The sequence below is a fragment of the Pseudomonas sp. DF11 genome (assembly GCF_058148565.1).
The window spans coordinates 22,875-46,521 of the sequence record NZ_JBYVYN010000015.1; the positions used below are offsets into that span (position 1 = coordinate 22,875).

Sequence of the window (23,647 nt, forward strand, 5' to 3'; positions counted from 1 at the left end):
TTGCGTAAGGTGGCGGCTATTCTACTGTGCCGCGAAGTCCCTAGCACCTTAGAGAGGCGACGGGTCGCAGCAGCGTTCACATTCAGACAAGGATTGGTACATGACAAGGCGATTGACGGCGGCATTGATCTTCATGGGCAGCTTATTGCTCGCCGGCTGCGGGAACGACTACGGGGTGGACCAGAACGGTCAGGCCATCGCCTCGCAGCGGCTGGACAAACAGTGGGTGGTACTTAACTACTGGGCGGAATGGTGCGCACCGTGCCGCACCGAAATCCCGGAATTCAATGTCTTGGCCGAACAGCTCAAGGGCCGCAACGTCGGTGTGTTCGGGGTCAATTTCGACCAGGTGCAGGGCGAAGAACTCAAGAGCGCCAGCGACAAGATGGGGATTCGCTTCACGGTGTTGGCCCGGGATCCGGCCGAGATATTCGATCTTCCTCGCAGCGAAGGGCTGCCGGTGACTTACATCATCGATAACCAGGGCAAGGTGCGCGAGCAGTTGCTGGGGGAGCAGACGGCGGCGGGGGTGATGGCCAAGCTCGAGGCGTTGCAGGCGCTTAAATAGCAGATGGTGGCGAGGGAGCAGGCCTCCCCTATTGGAGCGGACACTTTGTGGCGAGGGGATTTATCCCCGCTGGGGCGCGAAGCGGCCCCAAGATCTATTTGCCACGGCGGTGTGTCAGATGGAACGCAGGGGGCTGCTACGCAGCCCAGCGGGGATAAATCCCCTCGCCACAGGGTTTTGGCCAAGAAATAGCCTCAGCCTTCCTCCAACCACCACCGCAGCGGCTTGCCCTGGGCCGGCCAGAAGCGCACTTGCTCGATGGGCGAGATGTCCCAGCGTTCGACTTTTTCCAGCGCCTGCAAAAAGCGCGCTTCTTGTTCCATCAGGGCTGGGGCACAGAGCTTGCGTGTGCTACCGATCTTGCCGAAGCTCAAGCGGTGGCCTTCCAGGGTGTACGGCGCGAACCAGTGGTTGCAGCCGCCGTTGCCGTAAGCGCGACCGTCATCCCCAAGGGTGATGGTCAGGTGGCTGTAGTCCATCAATGGCCGTTCGCCGATCCATTCCAGGATGTAGCTGCGGTTGTGTTGCAGTTGCACCGGCTCGGCGGCGCAACCCATCAGGCCGGCGCCGATCAGCGCGGCCAGGGCCAGGCGTTTCATCAAGCGGCTTCCTGGCATTTCGGGCACAGGTGTTTTTCACCGACGGTGGCCCAGCCCAATTCGGCGATTCGCGCGGTGGCGGCCGGTTTCTCGGCCTTGACGCCGAGCTTGGCATCGACGGCGAACTCGAAACTCAGTTCCTTGGCGCAGCCGTCGCAATTGACCTGCCAGGTGTGGATCGCCAGCTCGCCGAATACCGGGCCGGTGGTCATGGCGGTCCATTGGCCCATGGGCTTGAGCAGGTGCCGAACGGTGTCCACGGTCAGGCGCATGGACAAGTCCTTGCTGCCCTTGAGGGTGACGAGCAACACATCGTTGGCCTGGATCGAACCGCCGTTGCCGGTGACCTGGTAACGACCCGGCGCCAGGGCGCGGACTTCGGTCAAGGTGTGCTGCGGGTTCATCAGGGTGTAGCGGAAATCGTGTTCGGCCATGGGTCCTCCAAATAGGCGCGATATGCTAGCACGGGGCATGGCTTGGGATGGGCTACCGCGAGTCTTGCCGACGAAACTCCATCCTTGTGGGAGCGGGCTTGCTCGCGAAGGCGGTGTGTCAGCCAGCAAATGTGTGACTGACACACCGCCTTCGTGAGCAAGCCCGCTCCCACAATAGGTGTGTGTTGGCTGATAGAGCGGGGTCAGCTATCCACCAGATTTTGTGGCGCGCCTTTCGCCCAGGCAGCGATATTGTCCAGGGTCGTCATGGCGATCGCCGCCAGCGCTTCGTGGGTCAGGAACGCCTGGTGGGCGGTGACGATCACGTTGGGGAAGGTCAGCAGCCGTGCCAGCACGTCGTCCTGCAAGGGCAGGTCGGAACGATCCTTGAAGAACAACTGGGCCTCTTCTTCATAGACATCCAGGCCCAAATAGCCGAGCTGGCCGCTTTTCAAGGCTTCGATCAGGGCCGGCGTGTCCACCAGGCCGCCACGCCCGGTGTTGATCAACATCGCGCCGCGTTGCATCGCGGCAAGCGATTGGGCATTGATCAGGTGCCGGCTCTGTTCGTTCAGCGGGCAGTGCAGGCTGATGATCTGCGCTTGTGCCAGCAGATCGGCCAAGGGCAAGTAGCGAGCCCCCAGGGCTTCGACCTGCGGGTTGGGATAGGGATCGTAGGCCAGCAACTGGCAGCCGAAGCCGGCCATGATCCGCGCGAACGTCGCGCCGATCTGCCCGGTGCCAATCACCCCGACGGTCTTGCCCACCAGGTCGAAACCGGTCAGCCCATGGAGACTGAAATTGCCGTCCCGGGTGCGGTTGTAGGCGCGATGCAGGCAGCGATTGAGGGCCATGATCAACGCCACGGCATGTTCGGCCACGGCATGGGGTGAGTAGGCCGGCACCCGGACGATGCTCAAGCCCAGGCGCTTGGCGGCGAGCAGGTCGACATGGTTGTAGCCTGCCGAGCGCAGGGCGATCAGTCGCGTGCCACCTTCGGCCAGCCGCTCCAGGACCGGGGCGCTGAGGTCATCGTTGATGAAGGCGCACACCACTTCATGGCGTTCGGCCAGGGCCACGGTGTCGAGGTTCAGGCGGGCGGGCTGGAATTGCAATTGAAGGCCCGCAGGCGTCGGGGCCTTGGTGAAACTGTCGCGGTCGTAGGTCTGGCTGCTGAAAAAAATCACGCGCATGGCGGCCTCCTGGCACTGGAATGGACTTAGCTTAACCGCGTTTGCCTATGCAGCCATTGCCTTGGATCAGGCGCTGATACGCGCCTCGCTCGCCAGGCGATTGATGGCACGCTCCAATTCTTCCAGGGCCGCGGCAGCCTTGGGGTCCTGCTGCTTGAGCAGGGTTTCGCTGCGCTGGCAGGCCGCGCGCAATTGCGGCACGCCACAGTAGCGGGTGGCGCCGTGCAGGCGGTGGACCCGCTCGATCAGGGCGTTGTGATCGTTGGCTTCGCTGGCCTGGCGGATCGCTTCGCGGTCGGCTTCCAGGGACGCCAGCAACATCGCCAGCATGTCCGCGGCCAGGTCGGCCTTGCCGGCGGCCAGGCGCAGGCCTTCCTCATGATCGAGCACCAGCAGTTCGCTGCCGCCCTGGGCGTCACCGCCGCGATCCGGTGATTGGTTGCGCAGGGCCAGGCCGGTCCATTTGAGCACCACCTGGGCCAGTTGCCGTTCGCTGATGGGTTTGGTCAGGTAGTCATCCATGCCGCTTTGCAGCAGGGCGCGCTTTTCGTTGGCCATGGCGTGGGCGGTGAGGGCGACGATCGGCAGCGGCGTGCAGTGCCGCTCGCTTTCCCACTGGCGGATCGCCTCGGTGCTCTGGCGACCGTCCATGCCAGGCATCTGCACGTCCATCAAGACCAGGTCGAAGGTTTCCTTCTGCACGGCCTTGACCGCCGCATAGCCGCTTTCCACGGCCAGCACCTTGGCGCCCATGTCTTCGAGCAGGGTTTGCACCAGCAGCAGGTTGGCCGGGTTGTCGTCCACGCACAGCACTTTGGGCGCGCGGCTGGCCACCGGTTCGTGGGGTTCGCTGCGGGTTGGTCGCGGGTTGACCAGATCGGAAAGCGAGCGGCGCAACTTGCGGGTGCAGGCCGGCTTGGCCTGCAACTGGCTGTGGGGGTTGGGCACCGAGAGGTGGTACAGGGTCTGTTCGGTAGTGGGGCACAGTACGAGCACTTTGCAGCCCAGGTGTTCGAGGTCCCAGATGTGCTGGTTGAGGCGTTCCGGCGGCATGTCGTTACTGGTGATGCCCAGCACGGCCAGATCTATCGCCTGATCAGTCTGGTGGGCGACGGTGATGCCGTTGGTCAGGCTCTCCAGGGTATTGAACGGCGTCACTTGCAGGCCGCAGTCTTCAAGCTGGTGCTGCAAGGCCTGGCGGGCCAGTTCATGGTTCTCCAGCACTGCCACGCGTCGGCCCAGCAACGGCGGGCCAGGTAGGTCCTCGGCATCGTCACGGGTCTTGGGCAGGCGCAGGCTGATCCAGAATTCCGAGCCTTCGCCGGGTGTGCTGTCGACGCCGATCTCACCGCCCATCTGTTCCACCAGGCGCTTGGAAATCACCAGGCCCAGCCCGGTGCCACCCGGTTGCCGCGACAGCGAGTTGTCGGCCTGGCTGAACGCCTGGAACAGCGCCCGCACGTCCTGGTTGGACAGGCCGATGCCGGTGTCCTGGATGCTGATGCGCAACTGCACGCTGTCTTCGTGCTCGTCTTCGAGCATGGCCCGGGCGACGATGGTGCCCTCGCGGGTGAACTTGATGGCGTTGCTCACCAGGTTGGTCAGGATCTGCTTGAGGCGCAGCGGATCGCCCACCAGCGACAGCGGCGTGTCCCGGTAGACCAGGCTCACCAACTCCAGTTGTTTGGCGTGGGCGGCGGGGGCGAGGATGGTCAGGGTGTCCTGCAACAGATCCCGCAGGTTGAATGGAATGTTGTCGAGCACCAGCTTGCCGGCCTCGATCTTCGAAAAGTCGAGGATCTCGTTGATGATCCCCAGCAGACTGTCGGCGGATTTCTCGATGGTGCCCAGGTAGTCGAGCTGGCGCGGGGTCAGTTCGCTTTTCTGCAACAGGTGGGTAAACCCGAGGATGCCGTTGAGCGGCGTACGGATTTCATGGCTCATGTTCGCCAGGAATTCGGATTTGATCCGGCTCGCTTCCAGGGCCTCCTTGCGGGCCAGGTCCAGCTCGATGTTCTGGATTTCGATGGTTTCCAGGTTCTGGCGCACGTCTTCGGTGGCCTGGTCGATGCTGTGCTGCAATTCTTCCTGGGCGTTCTGCAAGGTACCGGCCATGCGATTGATGCCAGAGGCCAGTTCATCGAGCTCCTGGCTGCCCAGCGGTGGCAGGCGGGTTTCCAGATGGCCGTCCTTGAGTTGCGCCACGGCGTGCTTGATCTGGCTCAGCGGGCGGTTGATCGTGCGGCCCATGCGCAGGGCCAGCAGCGCGGTCAGGCCCAGGCAAACGGCGATCAACAGCAGGCTGGCGAACATACTGCGATAACCGCTTAGCAACATGCCGCTGTGAGACAACTCCAGTTCGACCCAGCCCAGCAGGCGGTCGGCTTCTTCAGGAATCAGTTCGCCCGCCAGGTTGCGGTGCTTGCCGAAGACCGGCAGCAGATAGCGTGTGGCATCGTTGCCGGTGCGTTGCTGCAGTTGCGCACTGTTACCTTCCGGCGCCCGGTTGAGCATGGTCGGGCCGGCGTGGGCCAGGGGCGTGCGGTCGGGAGCGAGCAGGGTCACGGCGCGTACGTCCGCTTGCTCCAGGGACTGGGTGGCGATGCGTTCCAGCAGATCGGTGTCCTGGCGGCTCATGGCCGGGGCGACCAGCGGCGCGAGCTGTTCGGCGATCATCTCGCCACGTTGCAGCAACTGGGCGTGCAGGTCCGATTGCTGCATCCAGGTGAAATAGCCGCCCAGGACCAGCGCCATCAGGCTGGTCGGCAACAGGGTCAGCAACAGCACACGGCCTTTGATTCCCAGTTTCTTGAGCACACTTGTCTCCTGCATCCAGCGGTCTGATTGAGCTCTGCGCGCATCCGGCACGCAGTACCTGCGCAGTGTAGCGATTTGCGGGTGGGTAATCTTCGTAAAATTCATACCCGTCGAGCATCCGTGCTGCTGGGCAATTGGCCAAGGCGATAAACGGCGCTGGCGTCTGGAGTCAAACTAGCGGATCCGGATAGGCGGCCAAACCATTTGTTACTTCTGGCTCGGCATTAACCATCGGTCGGGACTGTCAACTTTGACAGGTGTTGTTTTGTTTCTGTTGTTTAAGCTTGGTGTCGTTGAGTTATATAAATGCATCGGGAGAAAAACATGAAAACTACGAGCGAAAAAGAAAAGATAAAAGCTTTAAAGGCTAATCCTAAGATTGATGCGAAAGGCTCAATGACGGTAGCAGTTAACGGGCAAGCCACTATTACAGCCGAAGATTTTTATGTCATGAGTGGGGATAGTAAAGGCTTTGTGGCGTTTATTAAGGAGGGGCTGGGTATAGTTGTCGTGGAGTTTCACCTTCTGGTAGAGCCTGGTACCTATGAAGTTGAGAAATATAAACTCTGGATAGCGGTGGATTATGAAGGATTTGAAGGGGTCGGAAAAACGGGAGCTTTAACCCTTGAGACACTCGTGCCACAAAAACAATACAAAGGTAGTTTTGATGTCAAAACTATCGACCACCAGAAAATTGAAGGGGTATTTGACGTTCGGATTATATAGGTCCGAGTGGCAGATGGAGGCCAATTCCAAGTGTACTGTCTCGGCAAGACTCGGCTCACTGCCCGTGTTTGCGCCTGTTGGTGGCGTTCTGTCTGCTGATGTGATGAGGGATTTATCCCCGATGGGGCGCGAAGCATCCTTCAATAATCTGCCTGACACATCGCGAACCCAGGCTTTTGGGCTGCTGCACAGCCCAGCGGGAGCAAGCTCCCTCGCCACGAGGGGGGGCTTATTCCTATAAGCCATAACCACCATACTTTGCGTGATATGGCCTCGCCAGGTTTGCCGGTATGATAGGCGCCCCCGCAGTCCGGATTGCGAATACGCCATGACTCTGCAGTACCCAACCATCGCCGATTGCGTCGGCAACACCCCGCTGGTCCGTTTGCAGCGCCTGCCCGGCGTGACCAGCAATACGCTTTTGCTCAAGCTCGAAGGGAATAACCCGGCGGGTTCGGTCAAGGACCGGCCGGCGCTGTCGATGATTACCCGCGGCGAGTTGCGCGGGCAGATCCGGCCCGGCGATACGCTGATCGAGGCGACCTCTGGCAACACCGGCATCGCCCTGGCCATGGCGGCGGCGATCAAGGGCTACAAGATGATCCTGATCATGCCCGACAACTCCAGTGCCGAGCGCAAGGCGGCGATGACGGCCTATGGTGCCGAGTTGATCCTGGTGACGCAGGAAGAGGGCATGGAGGGTGCCCGGGACCTGGCCGAGCGCATGCAGGCCGAAGGCCGTGGCAAGGTGCTGGATCAGTTCGCCAACGGCGACAATCCCGAAGCCCACTACACCACCACCGGCCCTGAGATCTGGCGCCAGACCGACGGCACCATTACCCATTTCGTCAGCTCGATGGGCACCACCGGTACCATCATGGGCACCTCGCGCTACCTGAAAGAACAGAACCCGAACGTGCAGATCATCGGCCTGCAACCGATGGAAGGCTCGGCGATCCCCGGCATTCGTCGCTGGCCCGAGGAGTATCTGCCGAAGATCTACCAGGCCGAGCGCGTGGACCGCATCATCGACATGGCCCAGAGCGAAGCCGAGGACGTGACCCGTCGCCTGGCGCGTGAAGAGGGCATCTTCTGTGGTGTGTCTTCGGGCGGTGCCGTGGCGGGAATGCTGCGTCTGTCCAAGGAAGTTGAGAATGCGGTGATCGTCGCGATCATCTGTGACCGTGGCGACCGATACCTGTCGACCGGCATTTTCGACGCGCCCAACTGATGGCCAAGCAAGAGAGAGGCCTGCGCTTCCAGCCCAGCGGCGGAAGCCGGGCCCCGCAAGTGCCCACCGGTAAAAAGCAGCGCTTGACCATTGAACGCCTGGCCAATGATGGCCGGGGCATTGCCTTTGTCGACGGGCGTACCTGGTTTGTCATCGGCGCCCTGGCCGGCGAGGAGGTCGAGGCGCGGGTGCTCGGCGCCCATGGCAAAGTGGTCGAGGCCCGCACTGAGCGTGTGTTCCTGTCGAGTGAATTGCGCCGTGCGGCGCCGTGCATCCACGCCGGTCGCTGCGGCGGTTGCAGCGTCCAACATTTGCCCCATGCCGAACAACTCGCCCTGAAACAGCGCATGCTCGCCGAGCAGTTGTCGCGCGTGGCCGGGGTGGAACCGGATGAATGGGCCGCGCCATTGAGCGGGCCGGAATTCGGTTACCGCCGTCGCGCCCGCGTGGCGGTGCGCTGGGACCAGAAAGCGAAAAAACTCGAAGTCGGTTTCCGTGCCGCCGGCAGCCAGGACATCGTTGCCATCGGCGATTGTCCGGTGCTGGTACAGCCCTTGCAGCCGATCATGAGCCGCTTGCCGGACATGTTGCGACGCTTGAGCAAACCCCAGGCGTTGGGGCATGTGGAGTTGTTCGCCGGTTCGTCCCTCGCAGTATTGCTGCGCCATATGGCGCCGCTGTCGGAGGCCGACCTGACGATCCTCAAGGACTTTTGTGGGTTTCATGAAGCCCAGTTGTGGCTGCATGGCGAAGGCGAGCCGCAACCGGTCGATCCAGGGCAAGCCTTGGGTTATCGCCTGGAAACCTGGGGCCTGGAGCTGGCTTACCGGCCTGGGGATTTCATCCAGGTGAACGCTGGGGTCAACGAGGCGATGATCGCCCAAGCCCTGCAGTGGCTGGCGCCACGAGCCGAGGAGCGGGTGCTGGATCTGTTTTGTGGCCTGGGCAATTTTGCCTTGCCGCTGGCCAAAAGCGTGCGCCAGGTGGTGGCCGTCGAAGGCGTGCAGACCATGGTGGAGCGTGCGGCGGCCAATGCCGTCAGCAACAATTTGAATAACACTGCCTTTTTTCAGGCCGATTTATCCCAGCCTCTGGCAGATGCCGAATGGATCGGCGAAGGCTTTTCTGCGGTACTCTTGGACCCACCCCGTGACGGTGCTTTCGAGGTGGTGCGCAAGTTGTCGTCCCTGGGTGCCAGACGGTTGGTTTATGTATCGTGCAACCCGGCAACTTTGGCCCGGGATACGGTCGAACTGATCAAGCAGGGCTACCGGTTAAAACGTGCCGGGATTCTCGATATGTTTCCTCAAACGGCGCATGTCGAGGCCATGGCGTTATTTGAAGCGAGCCAGGATGGCTTGTCCGACTGACCCGTTCGTGTGAACCCGCCACAGCCCTGGGCGTAAACACGGGCATGAAGGTCAGCGAAGTTGACGCATTGAATCTGCGTCGTAGGGAAGGTAAGTAAAGATGGTACAGGTGAGAGCACACCAGCCGATCAACACCGACGGCAGTATCAATCTCGAGGCTTGGCTCGATCATGCGGTCAGCGTCGACATGGCACTGGATCGCGAAGCCTTGAAGGCCGCCTGCGAGTTCGCTCGTGAGGCGGAGCAGCAACATAACGCGGCGAAGAACCTGTGGTCCGAAGGCACCTCGAGTTTCCAGACGGGCCTGGAGATCGCTGAAATTCTCGCCGACCTCAAGCTCGACCAGGATTCGCTGGTAGCGGCGGTGCTGTACCGCGGCGTGCGCGAAGGCCAGATCCAGCTCCCGGTGGTCAGCCAGCGTTTCGGCAGTGTGGTGGCCAAGCTGATCGACGGCGTATTGCGCATGGCCGCCATCAGCGCCAGCCTCAGTCCGCGCCAGTCCATGGTGCTGGGCACCCAGGGTCAGGTGGAAAACCTGCGCAAGATGTTGGTGGCCATGGTCGACGACGTGCGCGTCGCGCTGATCAAGCTGGCCGAGCGGACCTGCGCGATCCGCGCGGTGAAGTCCGCCGATGACGAAAAACGCAACCGCGTCGCCCGGGAAGTGTTCGATATCTATGCACCCCTGGCTCACCGTCTCGGCATCGGTCACATCAAGTGGGAGCTGGAGGACCTGTCCTTCCGCTACCTGGAGCCCGACCAGTACAAGCAGATCGCCAAGTTGCTGCATGAGCGGCGCCTGGATCGCGAGCGCTTCATCACCGATGTGATGACCCAGTTGCGCGAAGAATTGCAAGCCACCGGCGTGGAAGCCGACATCAGTGGCCGGGCCAAGCACATCTACTCGATCTGGCGCAAAATGCAGCGCAAAGGCCTGGAATTCAGCCAGATCTACGACGTTCGCGCCGTTCGCGTGCTGGTCCCGGAAATGCGCGACTGCTACACCGCGCTGGGGATCGTCCACACCTTGTGGCGGCACATTCCCAAGGAGTTCGACGACTACATCGCCAACCCCAAGGAAAACGGCTATCGCTCGCTGCATACCGCGGTCATCGGCCCCGAGGGCAAGGTGCTGGAAGTGCAGATCCGCACCCATGCCATGCACGAGGAAGCCGAGCTGGGCGTCTGCGCGCACTGGAAATACAAGGGCACCGACGTCAAGTCCGGCTCCAACCACTATGAAGAGAAAATCTCCTGGCTGCGTCAGGTCCTCGAATGGCACGAGGAACTGGGCGATATCGGTGGCCTGGCCGAACAGCTGCGCGTCGACATCGAGCCGGACCGGGTCTATATCTTCACTCCCGACGGTCACGCCATCGACCTGCCCAAGGGGGCGACACCGCTGGACTTCGCCTACCGGGTCCACACCGAGATCGGCCACAACTGCCGTGGCGCCAAGATCAACGGGCGGATCGTGCCGCTCAACTACAGCCTGCAGACCGGTGAGCAGGTCGAGATCATCACCAGCAAGCACGGTACCCCAAGCCGCGACTGGCTGAACCCGAACCTGGGCTACATCACCACATCGCGGGCGCGGGCGAAGATCGTCCACTGGTTCAAGTTGCAGGCCCGTGACCAGAACGTCGCCGCCGGCAAGACCTTGCTCGAGCGTGAACTCGGTCGCCTGGGCCTGCCGCAGGTGGACTTCGACAAGCTGGCCGAAAAGGCCAACATGAAAACCGCCGAGGACATGTTCGCCGCCCTCGGTGCCGGCGATCTGCGCCTGGCGCAACTGGTCAACCTGGCCCAGCAACTGGTGGAGCCGGAGCGCGGCAACGAACAACTGGAACTGATCCCGCGCAAGGCCACCGGCTACAAGCCAGGCAAGCGTGGCGACATCCAGATCCAGGGTGTGGGCAACCTGATGACCCAGATGGCGGGCTGCTGTCAGCCATTGCCGGGGGATGCGATCGTCGGCTACATCACCCAGGGCCGCGGCGTGAGCATTCACCGCCAGGACTGTGCCTCGGTGCTGCAACTGGCCGGTCGCGAACCGGAGCGGATCATCCAGGTCAGTTGGGGCCCGGTGCCGGTGCTCACCTACCCGGTGGACATCGTCATCCGCGCCTACGATCGCTCCGGCCTGCTGCGTGACGTGTCCCAGGTGTTGCTGAACGAGCGGATCAACGTGCTGGCGGTCAACACCCGTTCGAACAAGGAAGACAACACCGCGCTGATGTCCCTGACCATCGAGATTCCGGGGCTGGATGCGCTGGGGCGGTTGCTGGGGCGGATTTCCCAGTTGCCGAACATCATCGAGACCCGGCGTAACCGGACGCCGGGGTGATTCCGATCTGATGTGGGAGCGGGCTTGCTCGCGAAAGCGGTGTATCAGCAACATTAATGTCGGCTGGCACGCCGCCTTCGCGAGCAAGCCCGCTCCCACAGGTCCTCGCAGAGACTAATTGATGTATTCACTTGAAGACCTGCTCCACCTGATGAGCCGCCTGCGCGACCCGCAGTACGGCTGCCCGTGGGACATCCAGCAAACCTACGCGACCATCGTCCCCCATACCCTGGAAGAAGCCTACGAAGTGGCCGATGCCATCGAGCGCGGCGACTTCGATCACCTGCAAGGCGAATTGGGCGACCTGTTGTTCCAGGTGGTGTATTACAGCCAATTGGCCCGGGAAGAAAACCGCTTCGAATTCGCCGGCGTGGTCGACAGCATCACCCGCAAGCTGATCCGCCGCCATCCCCATGTGTTTCCTACCGGTGACCTGTACGCGCCCGTGGATATCCCGCGCCTGAGCGAAGAACAGGTCAAGCAGCGCTGGGAAGAAATCAAGGCTGAGGAACGGGCCGAGAAAGCCTCGGCGCCGGAGCAGTTGTCGTTGCTCGACGATGTGCCGGGGGCGCTGCCGGCGTTGTCCCGCTCGGCGAAGCTGCAAAAGCGTGCCGGCCAGGTCGGTTTCGACTGGCCAGGCCCGCTACCGGTGCTCGACAAGGTCCGGGAGGAACTGGACGAAGTCCTTGAAGCGATGGCTGACAACGACTTGGCGGCTATCAGCGATGAGATCGGCGACCTGTTGTTCAGCGTGGTGAACCTGGCCCGTCATCTGAAAGTCGATCCGGAGACGGCCCTGCGTGGCGCCAACGGCAAATTCGAACGCCGTTTCCGATTTATCGAACAGGCATTGCGCGACACCCACCGTCCCATGGAAGATTGCACCCTCGAAGAGTTGGACGCCTTATGGGGCGAAGCCAAACGTCAGGAAAAGAATTTGCCCAGCTGTGGCTGAGGCCGTTGCCTAAGTGAGTAAGCACCATGAGCCTTTCCCTTCGCGACCAGTTGCTCAAAGCAGGGCTGGTCAACCAAAAGCAGGCCAAGCAGGTCAGCAAAGAGAAACAGAAGCAGCAGCGCCTGGCCCACAAGGGCCAGATCGAGCTGGATGACTCCCAGCAGCGCGCGGCCCAGGAGGCCATGGCCGAGAAGGTCAAGCGCGACCAGGAGCTCAACCGCCAGCAGCAGGAAAAGGCCGAGCAGAAAGCCCGGGCCGCGCAGATCAAGCAATTGATCGAAGTCTCGCGCCTGCCAAAGCTGACCACCGAGGATTATTACAACTTCGTCGACGACAAGAAGGTCAAGCGTATCTCGGTCAACACCCTGATGCGCAACAAGCTGAGCAGCGGCTCGCTGGCGATCGTCCATCATGCCGGCGGCTACGAAGTGATCCCGCGCGAAGCGGCCCTGAAGATCCAGGAACGCGACCCCAAGCGCATCGTCCAGCTCAATACCCAGACCGAAGAAGTGGATGCGGATGATCCGTACGCGGCGTATCAGATTCCGGATGATTTGATGTGGTAAGCCGGGCGCAATACTGCTGAGCTAAACGCAAAACCTAATGTGGGAGCGGGCTTGCTCGCGAATGCGGTGTGTCAGACAACGATGATGTTGACTGATCCACCGCATTCGCGAGCAAGCCCGCTCCCACAGGTGTTTCTGCCGTTCAGGATTCTGCCATTTCCCGCGAGCGCAACCTTTCCTCGCGTTCCAGCTCAGCCTTGTAGTTATGAGCATCGGTCTCGGAGTGGAACATCCCCACCAGCAAATCCTGTTGATGCACATCCCAGATCCGGATACCGGCGGCAATACCTTCGTGGGACATGTGGGCGTCATCGCGTTCAGTTACTTTCACAGTCATCTTGCAAGCTCCAATCTCTGTTATCTGCAGCAAGGCGTGTGCAGGACTTTGTTATAGATTTGGATAGCCTGCTAAGTAAATGCTTCGGCGCGTTAAGAAGTTTTCATTAAAATCGCGGCCATCCTGCAGGCCAGGCCGTGCGCGGCATTCGGTCGCAGGGGGCTTTCATGAAGAAGATTTCATGTTGCAGGCGGCCCCACTTTTTTCTTGGGAGCCAAACCTGTGGGAGCGAGCCCGCTCGCGATAGCGGTGTGTCAGTCAATGGTGAGGTTGGCTGATGCGACGCCATCGCGAGCAGGCTCGCTCCCACAGGTCTATTTCCCACAGGTTTGTGTGGTGGTCATGAAACCCAGGCAAAAAGAAGCCCCGCATCTGCAGGGCTTCTTGTTTTCGGCGTGGATCAGCTGCCTTTCACAGCCTTGCCGTTGACCGTACCGTCCAGGAGCATGATGTTGTACTCCTTGCCGTCGGTCTCGACCTGTTGCAGGCGCACCAGCAGGTAGTCCCAGTCCTTGGCGAACCAGAGCACGGTGATGCGCTTGCTTTGTGTCGGATCACGCACGCGTTCGACCTTGATCGCGTCGATCTGGCCGGCCTTGGTGTCGACCTTTTCCGAACCCAGCACGCGGAAGTCATAGGTATCGACTTCGCCGTCATCGACGACCTGATAGCTCATGCTTTTCTTGCCGGCCGCGACGTCGTGTTGCAGGGCCAACTGATAAGTGGATTTATCGACCATGCCACGGTTGAGCGGCAGCTTGACCGCATCGCCGCGATCGGTGCCAGTGACCATCTTGGTGTTCCAGTCGAAGTCCAGGTCGGCCTTCTTGGCTTTGCCCAGGCCACCGCGTTCGAAGTGGTAGGACTGTGGCAGCAGGGTGTCCTTGTCCAGGGTCAGGGTGCTTTCTTCGGTCAGGCTGGCGATCATCATCGACGCCTTGAAGCTCAGCTTCCAGGTGCCGTTGGCTTCCTTGGTCAGGTTGCGCTCGGCGGTGCCGCTCATGGGCAGCTGTTTCCAGTCGGCGGTGTAGCTGGCGGAGAACGGTTGAAGTTCCGCAGCCTGTGCCAGGGGCAAGGCCAGCAGAGCGCAAGCGAAGAGCAGGGCGCGACGCATAAAATCTCCTAGTATCGAATCAAATGGCCGCTGGAGGCGAGCAACTGGCCGTCCAGTGAGGCACCGCGATCGTCGAGGGTCAGCCGTCCTTCGGCAAACCAACGCACGGCCATCGGGTAGATCTGGTGCTCGCGGGCGTGAACCCGTTGCGCCAGGCTTTGTGGCGTGTCGTGCAACTCTACCGGTATTACTGCCTGTACGACCAGTGGTCCACCATCGAGTTCCTCGGTGACAAAGTGCACCGAGCAGCCATGCTCCGTGTCTCCGGCCTCCAGCGCCCGCTGGTGAGTATGTAACCCTTTGTATTTGGGCAACAGCGAGGGGTGGATATTGAACAGGCGGCCCTGGTAGTGACGCACGAAACCGGCGCTGAGGATGCGCATGAAACCGGCCAGTACCACCAGGTGCGGATTGAAGGTGTCGATCTGTTCGATCAGTGCGGCGTCGAAGGCTTCGCGGCCGTCGAACGCCTTGTGATCCAGGACGCGGGTGTCGATCCCCGCGTCCTTGGCGCGTTGCAGGCCGTAGGCGTCGGCGCGGTTGGAGATCACCGCGCGAATACGGACCGGGCTGTCGCCGGTCCGCGTGCTGTCGATCAGGGCCTGCAAGTTACTGCCGGTGCCGGACAGCAGCACCACCACGTCACAGGTTGCGGACATCAGTGCGCCTTAAGGTTTTTCAGCTCGACCTGGGCAGCGCCTTCGGCGGCGGTGGCGATCTGGCCGATGACCCAAGGCTGTTCGCCGGCTTCACGCAGTACCTTCAGGGCCGTCTCGACGTGCTCCTGGGCCACGCAGATGACCATGCCCACGCCGCAGTTCAGCACGCGGTGCATTTCGGTTTCATCGACGTTGCCTTTCTCTTGCAGCCAGTCGAACACCGCCGGGCGGGTCCAGCTCGCCACGTCGACCACGGCCTGGGCGCCTTTTGGCAGCACGCGCGGAATGTTATCCAGCAGGCCACCACCGGTGATGTGGGCCATGGCCTTGACGGCGCCGGTGTCCTTGATCAGCTTGAGCAGTGGCTTGACATAGATGCGGGTCGGGGCCATCAGCAGGTCGGCCAGGGGCTTGCCGTCGAGCTGGGTGTTCTCGATGTCGGCACCGGAGACTTCGATGATCTTGCGGATCAGCGAGTAGCCGTTGGAGTGCGGGCCGGAAGATGGCAGGGCGAGCAAGGCATCGCCGGTGGCGACTTTCGAGCCGTCGATGATCTCGGCCTTCTCCACGACGCCGACGCAGAAGCCGGCCAGGTCGTAGTCTTCGCCTTCGTACATGCCAGGCATTTCAGCGGTTTCGCCGCCGACCAGGGAGCAGCCGGACAATTCGCAGCCAGCGCCGATGCCGGTCACCACCTGGGCGGCGGTGTCGACGTTGAGTTTGCCGGTGGCGTAGTAGTCGAGGAAGAACAGCGGCTCGGCGCCGCAGACCACCAGGTCGTTCACACACATGGCCACCAGGTCGATGCCGATGCTGTCGTGCTTGTTCAGGTTCAGCGCCAGACGCAGCTTGGTGCCGACGCCGTCGGTGCCCGAGACCAGCACCGGTTGCTTGTAGCCGGCCGGGATCTCGCAGAGGGCGCCGAAACCGCCCAGGCCGCCCATGACTTCCGGACGCGCAGTGCGCTTGGCGACGCTCTTGATGCGTTCGACCAATGCTTCACCGGCGTCGATGTCTACACCGGCGTCCTTGTAGCTCAGGGAGGGTTGCTTGCTCATGATCCAGGCCTTTAGGGGGGATTTCTGGGTAACGACCGACCGCCGGGGCCATTGAATAACCGTTGTACGAATTATTCCGGGTGCCCAGCCATTGCCGGTCTGCGAAGGCGCGCGATTTTATCAGGCTTGAGGGGCAGCGGCCATCCTCGCGCCGACGGGCAGGGACATATCCACGGAAAAAAACCGATATTTCTTATATTGGTACTGTGTAGCGCGTCTGTATAAGGTGTAGCGGTAACCGGTTATGGTGATGACAGTGCGAAACTTCCACCGGGCGTGTGAATGTTTTGCCGGGTGCTGTGGTCACAGCCATGCTCAATCTTCTTCACACGGCCTGTTCCAGCCGTTATGTCCGGGAATCTTCCATGCGTTTGTTCAAGTTCTTGTCCGTAGGCTGCCTGTCGCTGATCAGCCTGGCGAGCCATGCCGAAACCCTCAACGGCCTCTATCAGGTGTTCGAACCGGTCACCAGCCAGACGCCGGAGGAGCGCAACCAGGCGACCCTGCGCGCCCTGGATACGCTGGTACTGCGCCTGACCGGCGACGCCAAGGCTGCCCAGAACCCTGGCCTGGCGGCGATCCGCCAGGACCCGCAGCAGATCATTCTTCAATATGGCTACGACGCCGGCCCGCCGGAAAGCCTCAAGGTCGACTTCGACCCGACAAGCACCGACCGGGCCTTGCGTTCTGCAGGGTTGTCGCTGTGGAGTGCGAACCGGCCATCGATCCTGGGTTGGTGGCTGAATGACTCGACCGAGGGTTCCAGCCTGGTGGGCGATGGCCAGGCCAGCGCAACGCCGCTGCGGCGTGCCGCCCAGCATCGTGGCCTGGCGCTGCACTTGCCGTTGGCTGACCTGAGCGAGCAGATCGTCGCCACCGCGCCAAACCTGGAAGGCAACGACCCGGCGCCGTTGCGTGATGCCTCGGAGCGCTACGCGACAGACGCTTTGCTGGCGGTCCACGCCAAGGAGGAGGGTGGCCAGTGGCATGGCACCTGGCGCCTGTGGCTGGGGGATCAGCGCGAACAGGGTACGGCCCAGGGCGCCGATCCCGCGGCCCTGGCCGATGCAGTCATGCTCGCGGTGAGTCAGCGCCTGGCGCCTCGTTTCGTCGCCAAGCCGGGCGTGGCCACCGAGCAACTGCTGGAAGTGCAGGGCATGAACCTGGAGCGTTATGCGGCGCTAGGGCGTCTGCTCGAGCCGTTTGGCGGGCAGTTGCAGCGGGTGGAAGAAGACCGGATCGTCTATCGGGTCACCGGCAGTGCCGAACAGTTGAAGGCGCAGTTGGCCCTGGCCAAACTGCAGGAAATTCCACCCGGCGAAGCCGTCGCGCCAGTGCCTGTGGCGCCGCCAGCCGCCGATGGTTCGGTCCCGGTTGCAGCACCTGCGCCTGCGCCGGCAGCCAATTTGCGGTTCCGTTGGTAGGTTTTCTTTCTTTATATAGCTAGGAGTGGTTCATGGGCGATACGCGGCGTTGGTTCTGGTTGGGTGGGGTCGCCCTGCTGTTCGCGTTTATCTATCTGCTGCATCCGATCCTCACGCCGTTCCTGGTTGCGCTGTTGTTGGCCTATCTGTTTGACCCGGTGGTGGATCGCTTGGAAAAACTTGGCCTGTCGCGGACCTGGGGCGTGGTGACGGTCTTTGCGTTGTTCACCTTGATCGTGGTCGCGCTGTTGCTGGTGCTGATACCGATGCTCGCCAAGCAACTGCTGCGCCTGTACGAATTGGCGCCGCAGATGCTCGATTGGTTGCAGCACAGCGCGGTGCCGTGGGTGCAGTCGAAGCTGGGGTTGTCGGACGGTTTCTGGAAGTTCGACAAGGTCAAGGCCGCCATCAGCGAGCACATGGGCCAGACCACCGACATCGTCGGCGTGGTATTGAGCCAGGCCACGGCTTCGAGCCTGGCGTTGATCGGCTGGCTGGCGAACCTGGTGCTGATTCCCGTGGTGGCTTTCTACCTGCTGCGGGATTGGGACCTGATGATGGCCAAGATCCGCAGCCTGCTGCCGCGCCATCGCGAAGAACGCATCATGACCCTGACCGGCGAATGCCACGAAGTGCTGGGGGCGTTCGTGCGTGGACAATTGCTGGTGATGGTGGCCTTGGGTTTCATCTATGCGGCTGGGTTGATGTTGGTCGGGTTGGAGCTGGGGCTGCTGATCGGCTTGATCGCCGGGCTGGCGGCTATCGTGCCGTATATGGGGTTTGTGATCGGGATTGGCGCGGCATTGATCGCCGGGTTGTTCCAGTTCGGCGGCGACTTGTACCCAATGATTGGCATCGTGGCGGTGTTCATGGTCGGGCAGGCCCTGGAGGGCATGGTGCTGACGCCGCTGTTGGTGGGCGACCGCATTGGCCTGCATCCCGTGGCGGTGATCTTCGCGATCCTGGCGGGGGGCGAATTGTTCGGCTTCACCGGGATCCTGTTGGCGTTGCCGGTGGCGGCGGTGATCATGGTGCTGGTGCGTCATATGCACGATCTGTACAAGGATTCGGACATCTACAGCGGCGCCGAAGACCCCGACCTGTAAGGCAATTGGCCGGCGGGGTGTCAGGGAAACTGACGCTCCATGCCCTTGCCGCTGCAAACCTTTGATTTTGCTCGTGGTCCGGCGCATTGTGCGGTCCGCGCCACGGGTATAAACTTTGCGCACTTCACACAGAGGCCACTAACGGTTCCTTGGGAACTGTTCAGTCCGCATGAAACCGATTCAGCTGCCCCTAGGTGTGCGTCTGCGTGATGACGCCACCTTTATCAACTACTACCCAGGCGCCAATGCCGCTGCACTCGGCTATGTCGAGCGGCTTTGCGAAGCCGACGCCGGCTGGACCGAGAGCCTGATTTACCTGTGGGGCAAGGATGGGGTAGGACGCACGCACCTGTTGCAGGCGGCGTGCCTGCGCTTCGAGCAATTGGGCGAACCGGCGGTGTACCTGCCGTTGGCCGAGCTGCTCGATCGCGGCGTTGAAATCCTCGATAACCTCGAACAGTACGAACTGGTCTGCCTGGATGATCTCCAAGCCGTGGCTGGTAAGGCTGATTGGGAGGAGGCGCTGTTTCATCTGTTCAATCGGTTGCGCGACAGTGGTCGGCGCTTGCTGATCGCCGCATCGACGTCACCTCGGGAGCTGCCAGTGAAGCTGGCGGACCTCAAGTCCCGTCTCACCCTGGCGTTGATTTTCCAGATGCGCCCGCTGTCCGACGAAGACAAGCTCCGTGCCTTGCAGCTGCGCGCTTCCCGACGTGGCCTGCACCTGACCGATGAAGTCGGGCATTTCATTCTCACCCGTGGCACCCGCAGCATGAGCGCCTTGTTCGAATTGCTCGAACGTCTCGACCAGGCCTCACTCCAGGCCCAACGCAAGCTGACTATTCCTTTTTTGAAAGAAACCTTGGGCTGGTAGAACCTATCCGACTAGTGGCTCTTGGCCTGCTTTGGCCGCGGCGAAACCCGCGGCCCTGCTGGGCTGCAGGCTACGTAGGATTCAAAATGGGCTTAAGCGCTTAGATGTAAACGCGAAACCGAGAAGTCACATTTGCATCGATTGAATTTGCAAATGAGGTTGATAGAAGGCATAGTCTCGCCATCTTTACTATTCAGCCACGGTCGTGCCCATGCTAAATCGCTTCGCACCCCTCGTGCCTCTCGCACTCGTTACCCTGTTGTTCGGTTGCGCTGCCCACTCCCCAGTGTCCCAGCAAGCGCCCCAGCCACAGGTCAAGAACTCCGTTACCGCCCAGTCTTCCTCCATTGCGTTCCAGGAAGAAATGGCCTCCGACAAAGAGCTCGCAGCCTTCGCCGGCAGCAAGCCTTACCAGCTTCCAGTACTGGCCGACAGCATCCTGGAACGTGGCATGTCCTTGATCGGTACCCGCTACCGTTTTGGCGGTACCTCTGAAGCTGGCTTCGATTGCAGCGGTTTCATCGGTTACCTGTTCCGCGAAGAGGCCGGCATGAACTTGCCGCGCTCCACGCGCGAGATGATCAACGTGAACGCCCCATTGGTGGCTCGCAATCAACTGGAACCCGGTGACCTGCTGTTCTTCAGCACCAACGGTCGTCGTGGTCGCGTCAGCCACGCCGGTATCTACCTGGGTGACAACCAGTTCATCCATTCCAGCAGCCGTCGCAGCGGTGGCGTGCGAATCGACAGCCTGGGCGACAGCTACTGGAGCAAGACCTTCATCGAAGCCAAGCGCGCCCTTGCCATGGCTCCGACCGTGGTCACTGCCCGCAAGTAAACGCACAGTTTGTAAGGCAAACTTAAAGTCTTACTTGAAGTTTGCGTCATAGCCGCTAGAATCCTTGATCATTGATTGATGGCAATCCGCCTGCGTACTCCGCAGGCGGATTTGTTTTCATGCCCACGGCAGAAAAGCCGCATCCAGATCAGGATTGTTCTGCATATGTCGACGTCGGCCCGCCTCGCTCTCATGTGTTTCGCCGCGCTGCTCAGCGCCTGCGCCAGCCGTCCTGCGCCGCCGCCAGCCCCCGTGCGGGCACCGGTGGTCTTTGCTCCCTCGCAAACCTTTTCCCCAGCCGCCGAAGACGTGCTCTTCCGCGCCCTGGGCCTGGTGGGTACGCCGTATCGTTGGGGTGGTAATACGCCGGACTCGGGTTTTGATTGCAGTGGTCTGATCGGTTATGTCTACCGCGATGCCGCTGGCATCTCCTTGCCGCGCTCTACCCGCGAAATGATCGGCATGCGCGCCCCCGATGTCGGCAAGGACGCGTTGCAGACCGGCGACCTGATTTTCTTCGCCACCAACGGCGGCTCCCAGGTCAGCCACGCCGGGATCTATGTCGGCGAGGGCCGTTTTGTCCACGCGCCGGCCACTGGCGGTACGGTCAAGCTCGACAGCCTGTCCAAGAGCTATTGGCAGAAAGCCTATCTGAGCGCCAAGCGGGTGTTGCAGCCGGAGCACCTGGCGCGTAATCCCTGAAGTGTTTTACCTGGCTCAGTGCAAAATTTGTGGCGAGGGGATTTAGCGAAACGTCGCACCGCCCCGCTGGGCTGCGAAGCAGCCCCAAAAATTGAATGCTTGAATGCGAGCTGTCTGATACATCGAGGTCAGAGGTTCAGGGCTGCTGTGCAGCCCAGCGGGGATAAATCCCCTCGCCACAAAGGTGTGTCGGCCTTATTTGCCTGACACCCGCCAAATCTTGTTCCCCACATCATCAGCCACCAGCAATCCACCCTGCTTGTCGATCACGACGCCCACTGGCCGGCCCTGGGCTTTTTCGTCGGCGTTCAGGAAACCGGTCAACACATCCACCGGTTGCCCCACCGGTTTACCGCCGCTGAACGGTACGAAAATCACTTTATAACCACTGTGGGGCTTGCGGTTCCAGGAACCATGCTGGCCGACGAAAGCCCCCTCGGTAAACGGCGCAGGCAAGGTGCTGCCCTCGGCGAACGTCAGGCCCAGTGAGGCGGTGTGAGGGCCGACGGCGTAGTCCGGGGCGATGGCCTTGGCCACCAGCGCCGGGTTCTGCGGTTCGACCCGGGCATCGACATGCTGCCCATAGTAGCTGTAGGGCCAGCCATAGAAGGCACCGTCCTTGACCGATGTGATGTAGTCCGGCACCAGGTCGCTGCCGATCTCATCCCGTTCGTTCACCGCTGTCCACAGCGCGCCGCTGCGGGGCTCCCAGGCCAGGCCGTTGGGGTTGCGCAGGCCTGAGGCGAAGATCCGGTGATTGCCGCTGGCACGGTCCACTTCCCAGATGGCCGCGCGACCTTCTTCGGCTTCCATGCCGTTTTCCGCGACGTTGCTGTTCGAGCCCGTGGTGACATACAGCTTGCTGCCGTCGCGGCTGGCAATCACGTTTTTGGTCCAGTGGTGGTTGAGCGTGCCTCCGGGCAGATCGACGACCTTGGTCGGCTGCGCCTTGATTTGCGTGTCTCCGTCCTTGTAGGGAAAACGGATCAGCCGGTCGGTATCGGCCACATACAGGTCATTGCCCACCAGGGTCATGCCGAACGGCGAGTTGAGATTTTCCAGGAACACCGTGCGGGTTTCGGCGATGCCGTCGTGATTGGTATCGCGCAACAGCGTGATGCGATTGGGGCTGGGCACTCCGGCTCCGGCGCGGCCCATGACCTTCTTCATCACCCAGCCACGGATGCCCTTGGCGTCGTCCGGCTTGGGCGGGGCGTTGGTTTCGGCCACCAGCACATCACCGTTGGGTAACACATAAAGCCAGCGCGGATGGTCCAGCCCTTCAGCGAACGCGCCCACTTGCAGGCCCTGGGCCGGGGTTGGCTTGGCGCCTTCGGGCCAGCCGATGGCTTCGGCGATGTTGACGGTAGGGACGAGGGTCTTGTTCGGTTCGGGCAGTTTCGGCGCAGGACCGGTGCCATCGGACACTTGCAGCGTGGAAGACTCGCCACAAGCGGCAAGCCCGGCGGCAAGGGCGACGACCAAAAGATGAGGTGGCTTGAGCATGCTGGCTTCCCTATGAATGCATGTAGTTATTCATAGAGGAGCGTAGACACGCGATGGTTCAACTGCAGGCGCGTGTCAGCAAGCTCCGCACAGTCCTGGCGAGTCAGCCGTGGGCCTGTTTGAACAGCACCGCAATCCCCGGATGATAGTGACCTGCTTCGTTGCGCAACTTGCGGTAGGCGTAAGGGAAGTACCAGGCCACGGCGCAGGTGTTTTCCTTCTGCAGGTCGTCGACCATGTCCTGCAATTCTTCGGGCGTAGCGCTTTGCTGGGGCTTTTGCGGCGCGACGAACAGGCAGCCCAGCTTCAGGTCGCTGGCGTAGCTGATGCGCTTGGCGTCGCTGGTGGCTTCCAGCAGCGGCTGGGTCAGGTTCAGGTTGGTGACCTTGGGCCAGCGTTGGGTGGCTTGGATAAAGGCGCGTTCATCGGCACCGGCGATGAACAGATCGGCGCTGACGTTGCGTTCGCCTTCTTCATTCTGCTTGCGGGTCGGCGCGTTCTGCAGCGTGACCATCTCGGCCATCCAGGCGGCGGCCGATAACAGGCCAAGGTTGGCCCGTTCATCGAACCAGTAAGGGGTGTCGTTATCGCCCCGTACGGCGTTGTAGCGGTCGATACAATCAAACCAGCGTTCCAGCACCGGGCGCAGGAATTCCAGTTTTGGATTGCTGATGAGCATGCCTTGCATGTTTTGCCCTCTTGTTCTTGTGATATCGGGTCGTGATGCCTATTTGATATCACTTGCCGTAGCGTGGCACAAGATTGGCGTCATTTTATTGATCAGGGCCAATGTTCGGTGCATGTCCTATGGCGGCTTTAATTGACGCTCCACCCCCAACCCTCTAACCTTCGCCGCTTGTTTCAGGTGCTCTATGACCCCGGTCGATAGAGTGAAACAGGGAAGCCGGTGAGTGCACACGAACCCGGCGCTGCCCCCGCAACGGTAAATGAGTCAACGCTGTGCTCTGTGGCCTGTGTGGTGAGTTCGTCAGTTCAAATTCGGATGTCAGAAGTCCATAGCCAAGGCGCTGTGACGAGTCATAGCCCGCTATGGCGAGGAGCAGCAACGCAGGATATGGACTTCTGACGCCGAAGTTGAACTGACAGAACTCGCTACACAGGCCACTCACCACTGTGTCGTAGACATGGGAAGGCGCACAGCCGGGCATTGCGCCGCTCATGAGCCCGGAGACCGGCCTGATTCATCCAACGGCATCACGGTG

The 23,647-nt window shown here is 61.4% G+C and carries 22 protein-coding genes and 1 riboswitch; of the genes, 12 read left to right on the top strand and 10 right to left on the bottom strand.

Features of this window, described 5'->3' with window-relative positions; translation table 11 throughout:
* Nucleotides 1-100 precede the first annotated feature (100 nt).
* Nucleotides 101-568: a TlpA family protein disulfide reductase gene (locus tag AC30D9_RS28175; RefSeq protein WP_116833255.1), complete on the top strand. Its 468-nt coding sequence runs from the start codon at nucleotides 101-103 to the stop codon at nucleotides 566-568.
* Between the two features lie 194 nt (nucleotides 569-762).
* Here the strand turns inward: AC30D9_RS28175 and AC30D9_RS28180 are convergent, their stop codons facing one another.
* From AC30D9_RS28180 to AC30D9_RS28195, 4 genes are all read right to left on the bottom strand, one after another.
* Nucleotides 763-1,167 (bottom strand): META domain-containing protein, encoded by a 405-nt coding sequence (locus tag AC30D9_RS28180; RefSeq protein ID WP_134925429.1) that lies wholly within the window; start codon nucleotides 1,165-1,167, stop codon nucleotides 763-765.
* Nucleotides 1,167-1,601 (bottom strand): hypothetical protein, encoded by a 435-nt coding sequence (locus AC30D9_RS28185; RefSeq protein ID WP_134925428.1) that lies wholly within the window; start codon nucleotides 1,599-1,601, stop codon nucleotides 1,167-1,169. The genes AC30D9_RS28180 and AC30D9_RS28185 overlap by 1 nt, the downstream gene beginning before the upstream one ends.
* A 203-nt stretch (nucleotides 1,602-1,804) precedes the next feature.
* Nucleotides 1,805-2,794: a 2-hydroxyacid dehydrogenase gene (locus AC30D9_RS28190; protein WP_490145294.1), complete on the bottom strand. Its 990-nt coding sequence runs from the start codon at nucleotides 2,792-2,794 to the stop codon at nucleotides 1,805-1,807.
* 66 nt (nucleotides 2,795-2,860) lie between these two features.
* Nucleotides 2,861-5,611, bottom strand: coding sequence for a response regulator (locus AC30D9_RS28195; RefSeq protein WP_134925427.1), 2,751 nt, complete (start codon nucleotides 5,609-5,611; stop codon nucleotides 2,861-2,863).
* A gap of 324 nt (nucleotides 5,612-5,935) precedes the next feature.
* Between AC30D9_RS28195 and AC30D9_RS28200 the strand changes: the two genes are divergently transcribed.
* The 6 genes from AC30D9_RS28200 to AC30D9_RS28225 all read left to right on the top strand — a co-directional run bounded on the left by AC30D9_RS28200 (nucleotide 5,936) and on the right by AC30D9_RS28225 (nucleotide 12,806).
* Nucleotides 5,936-6,337, top strand: a complete 402-nt coding sequence (locus AC30D9_RS28200; RefSeq protein ID WP_307574191.1) for a hypothetical protein — start codon at nucleotides 5,936-5,938, stop codon at nucleotides 6,335-6,337.
* 328 nt (nucleotides 6,338-6,665) lie between these two features.
* Nucleotides 6,666-7,568: a cysteine synthase CysM gene (cysM, locus tag AC30D9_RS28205; RefSeq protein ID WP_109753959.1), complete on the top strand. Its 903-nt coding sequence runs from the start codon at nucleotides 6,666-6,668 to the stop codon at nucleotides 7,566-7,568.
* Nucleotides 7,568-8,938 carry a 23S rRNA (uracil(1939)-C(5))-methyltransferase RlmD gene (gene rlmD, locus AC30D9_RS28210; protein ID WP_490145295.1) on the top strand — a complete coding sequence of 457 codons (1,371 nt, stop codon included), beginning with the start codon at nucleotides 7,568-7,570 and terminating at the stop codon, nucleotides 8,936-8,938. The genes cysM and rlmD overlap by 1 nt, the downstream gene beginning before the upstream one ends.
* Nucleotides 8,939-9,038: 100 nt before the next feature.
* Nucleotides 9,039-11,285 carry a GTP diphosphokinase gene (gene relA / locus AC30D9_RS28215; RefSeq protein WP_134925422.1) on the top strand — a complete coding sequence of 749 codons (2,247 nt, stop codon included), beginning with the start codon at nucleotides 9,039-9,041 and terminating at the stop codon, nucleotides 11,283-11,285.
* A 121-nt stretch (nucleotides 11,286-11,406) separates the two neighbouring features.
* The gene (mazG, locus tag AC30D9_RS28220) at nucleotides 11,407-12,240 is read left to right on the top strand and encodes a nucleoside triphosphate pyrophosphohydrolase (RefSeq protein WP_307574186.1); all 834 of its coding nucleotides are present in this window, start codon (nucleotides 11,407-11,409) and stop codon (nucleotides 12,238-12,240) included.
* Between the two features lie 26 nt (nucleotides 12,241-12,266).
* Nucleotides 12,267-12,806 (top strand): DUF2058 domain-containing protein, encoded by a 540-nt coding sequence (locus AC30D9_RS28225; protein ID WP_134925420.1) that lies wholly within the window; start codon nucleotides 12,267-12,269, stop codon nucleotides 12,804-12,806.
* A 142-nt stretch (nucleotides 12,807-12,948) separates the two neighbouring features.
* Here the strand turns inward: AC30D9_RS28225 and AC30D9_RS28230 are convergent, their stop codons facing one another.
* The 4 genes from AC30D9_RS28230 to purM all read right to left on the bottom strand — a co-directional run bounded on the left by AC30D9_RS28230 (nucleotide 12,949) and on the right by purM (nucleotide 15,974).
* Nucleotides 12,949-13,143, bottom strand: a complete 195-nt coding sequence (locus AC30D9_RS28230; protein ID WP_109753963.1) for a hypothetical protein — start codon at nucleotides 13,141-13,143, stop codon at nucleotides 12,949-12,951.
* Nucleotides 13,144-13,543: 400 nt separating this feature from the next.
* Nucleotides 13,544-14,257 carry a DUF3108 domain-containing protein gene (locus tag AC30D9_RS28235; protein WP_134925419.1) on the bottom strand — a complete coding sequence of 238 codons (714 nt, stop codon included), beginning with the start codon at nucleotides 14,255-14,257 and terminating at the stop codon, nucleotides 13,544-13,546.
* An 8-nt stretch (nucleotides 14,258-14,265) separates the two neighbouring features.
* Nucleotides 14,266-14,916 carry a phosphoribosylglycinamide formyltransferase gene (purN, locus tag AC30D9_RS28240; protein WP_134925418.1) on the bottom strand — a complete coding sequence of 217 codons (651 nt, stop codon included), beginning with the start codon at nucleotides 14,914-14,916 and terminating at the stop codon, nucleotides 14,266-14,268.
* Nucleotides 14,916-15,974: a phosphoribosylformylglycinamidine cyclo-ligase gene (gene purM / locus AC30D9_RS28245; protein ID WP_134925417.1), complete on the bottom strand. Its 1,059-nt coding sequence runs from the start codon at nucleotides 15,972-15,974 to the stop codon at nucleotides 14,916-14,918. The genes purN and purM overlap by 1 nt, the downstream gene beginning before the upstream one ends.
* A gap of 365 nt (nucleotides 15,975-16,339) precedes the next feature.
* Here purM and AC30D9_RS28250 point away from each other — a divergent pair, with 365 nt between their 5' ends.
* From AC30D9_RS28250 to AC30D9_RS28270, 5 genes are all read left to right on the top strand, one after another.
* Nucleotides 16,340-17,398, top strand: a complete 1,059-nt coding sequence (locus AC30D9_RS28250; protein ID WP_490145296.1) for a DUF2066 domain-containing protein — start codon at nucleotides 16,340-16,342, stop codon at nucleotides 17,396-17,398.
* Between the two features lie 32 nt (nucleotides 17,399-17,430).
* Complete coding sequence (locus AC30D9_RS28255) at nucleotides 17,431-18,504, top strand: AI-2E family transporter (RefSeq protein WP_307574179.1); 1,074 nt, start codon at nucleotides 17,431-17,433, stop codon at nucleotides 18,502-18,504.
* Nucleotides 18,505-18,673: 169 nt separating this feature from the next.
* Nucleotides 18,674-19,378, top strand: a complete 705-nt coding sequence (gene hda, locus AC30D9_RS28260; RefSeq protein ID WP_003178999.1) for a DnaA regulatory inactivator Hda — start codon at nucleotides 18,674-18,676, stop codon at nucleotides 19,376-19,378.
* A 211-nt stretch (nucleotides 19,379-19,589) separates the two neighbouring features.
* On the top strand, nucleotides 19,590-20,216 hold the full coding sequence (locus AC30D9_RS28265) for a C40 family peptidase (RefSeq protein WP_134925414.1): 627 nt from the start codon (nucleotides 19,590-19,592) through the stop codon (nucleotides 20,214-20,216).
* A 165-nt stretch (nucleotides 20,217-20,381) separates the two neighbouring features.
* Nucleotides 20,382-20,918 (top strand): C40 family peptidase, encoded by a 537-nt coding sequence (locus AC30D9_RS28270; RefSeq protein ID WP_134925413.1) that lies wholly within the window; start codon nucleotides 20,382-20,384, stop codon nucleotides 20,916-20,918.
* A 195-nt stretch (nucleotides 20,919-21,113) separates the two neighbouring features.
* Here AC30D9_RS28270 and AC30D9_RS28275 read toward each other — a convergent pair whose 3' ends face one another.
* Together AC30D9_RS28275 and AC30D9_RS28280 are read right to left on the bottom strand one after the other, a co-directional pair.
* The gene (locus AC30D9_RS28275; protein WP_134925412.1) at nucleotides 21,114-22,424 is read right to left on the bottom strand and encodes a PQQ-dependent sugar dehydrogenase; all 1,311 of its coding nucleotides are present in this window, start codon (nucleotides 22,422-22,424) and stop codon (nucleotides 21,114-21,116) included.
* 103 nt (nucleotides 22,425-22,527) lie between these two features.
* The gene (locus AC30D9_RS28280; protein WP_134925411.1) at nucleotides 22,528-23,112 is read right to left on the bottom strand and encodes a hypothetical protein; all 585 of its coding nucleotides are present in this window, start codon (nucleotides 23,110-23,112) and stop codon (nucleotides 22,528-22,530) included.
* A gap of 158 nt (nucleotides 23,113-23,270) precedes the next feature.
* Nucleotides 23,271-23,639, top strand: a riboswitch (cobalamin riboswitch).
* Nucleotides 23,640-23,647: the final 8 nt, after the last annotated feature.

Excerpts from the sequence above, each read along its gene's own strand:
- AC30D9_RS28175 (WP_116833255.1), top strand. The coding sequence starts at position 101 with ATGACAAGGCGATTGACGGCGGCATTGATCTTCATGGGCAGCTTATTG.
- AC30D9_RS28180 (WP_134925429.1), bottom strand. The coding sequence starts at position 1,167 with ATGAAACGCCTGGCCCTGGCCGCGCTGATCGGCGCCGGCCTGATGGGT.
- AC30D9_RS28185 (WP_134925428.1), bottom strand. The coding sequence starts at position 1,601 with ATGGCCGAACACGATTTCCGCTACACCCTGATGAACCCGCAGCACACC.
- AC30D9_RS28190 (WP_490145294.1), bottom strand. The coding sequence starts at position 2,794 with ATGCGCGTGATTTTTTTCAGCAGCCAGACCTACGACCGCGACAGTTTC.
- AC30D9_RS28200 (WP_307574191.1), top strand. The coding sequence starts at position 5,936 with ATGAAAACTACGAGCGAAAAAGAAAAGATAAAAGCTTTAAAGGCTAAT.
- cysM (WP_109753959.1), top strand. The coding sequence starts at position 6,666 with ATGACTCTGCAGTACCCAACCATCGCCGATTGCGTCGGCAACACCCCG.
- rlmD (WP_490145295.1), top strand. The coding sequence starts at position 7,568 with ATGGCCAAGCAAGAGAGAGGCCTGCGCTTCCAGCCCAGCGGCGGAAGC.
- relA (WP_134925422.1), top strand. The coding sequence starts at position 9,039 with ATGGTACAGGTGAGAGCACACCAGCCGATCAACACCGACGGCAGTATC.
- mazG (WP_307574186.1), top strand. The coding sequence starts at position 11,407 with ATGTATTCACTTGAAGACCTGCTCCACCTGATGAGCCGCCTGCGCGAC.
- AC30D9_RS28225 (WP_134925420.1), top strand. The coding sequence starts at position 12,267 with ATGAGCCTTTCCCTTCGCGACCAGTTGCTCAAAGCAGGGCTGGTCAAC.
- AC30D9_RS28230 (WP_109753963.1), bottom strand. The coding sequence starts at position 13,143 with ATGACTGTGAAAGTAACTGAACGCGATGACGCCCACATGTCCCACGAA.
- AC30D9_RS28235 (WP_134925419.1), bottom strand. The coding sequence starts at position 14,257 with ATGCGTCGCGCCCTGCTCTTCGCTTGCGCTCTGCTGGCCTTGCCCCTG.
- purN (WP_134925418.1), bottom strand. The coding sequence starts at position 14,916 with ATGTCCGCAACCTGTGACGTGGTGGTGCTGCTGTCCGGCACCGGCAGT.
- purM (WP_134925417.1), bottom strand. The coding sequence starts at position 15,974 with ATGAGCAAGCAACCCTCCCTGAGCTACAAGGACGCCGGTGTAGACATC.
- AC30D9_RS28250 (WP_490145296.1), top strand. The coding sequence starts at position 16,340 with ATGCGTTTGTTCAAGTTCTTGTCCGTAGGCTGCCTGTCGCTGATCAGC.
- AC30D9_RS28255 (WP_307574179.1), top strand. The coding sequence starts at position 17,431 with ATGGGCGATACGCGGCGTTGGTTCTGGTTGGGTGGGGTCGCCCTGCTG.
- hda (WP_003178999.1), top strand. The coding sequence starts at position 18,674 with ATGAAACCGATTCAGCTGCCCCTAGGTGTGCGTCTGCGTGATGACGCC.
- AC30D9_RS28265 (WP_134925414.1), top strand. The coding sequence starts at position 19,590 with ATGCTAAATCGCTTCGCACCCCTCGTGCCTCTCGCACTCGTTACCCTG.
- AC30D9_RS28270 (WP_134925413.1), top strand. The coding sequence starts at position 20,382 with ATGTCGACGTCGGCCCGCCTCGCTCTCATGTGTTTCGCCGCGCTGCTC.
- AC30D9_RS28275 (WP_134925412.1), bottom strand. The coding sequence starts at position 22,424 with ATGCTCAAGCCACCTCATCTTTTGGTCGTCGCCCTTGCCGCCGGGCTT.
- AC30D9_RS28280 (WP_134925411.1), bottom strand. The coding sequence starts at position 23,112 with ATGCAAGGCATGCTCATCAGCAATCCAAAACTGGAATTCCTGCGCCCG.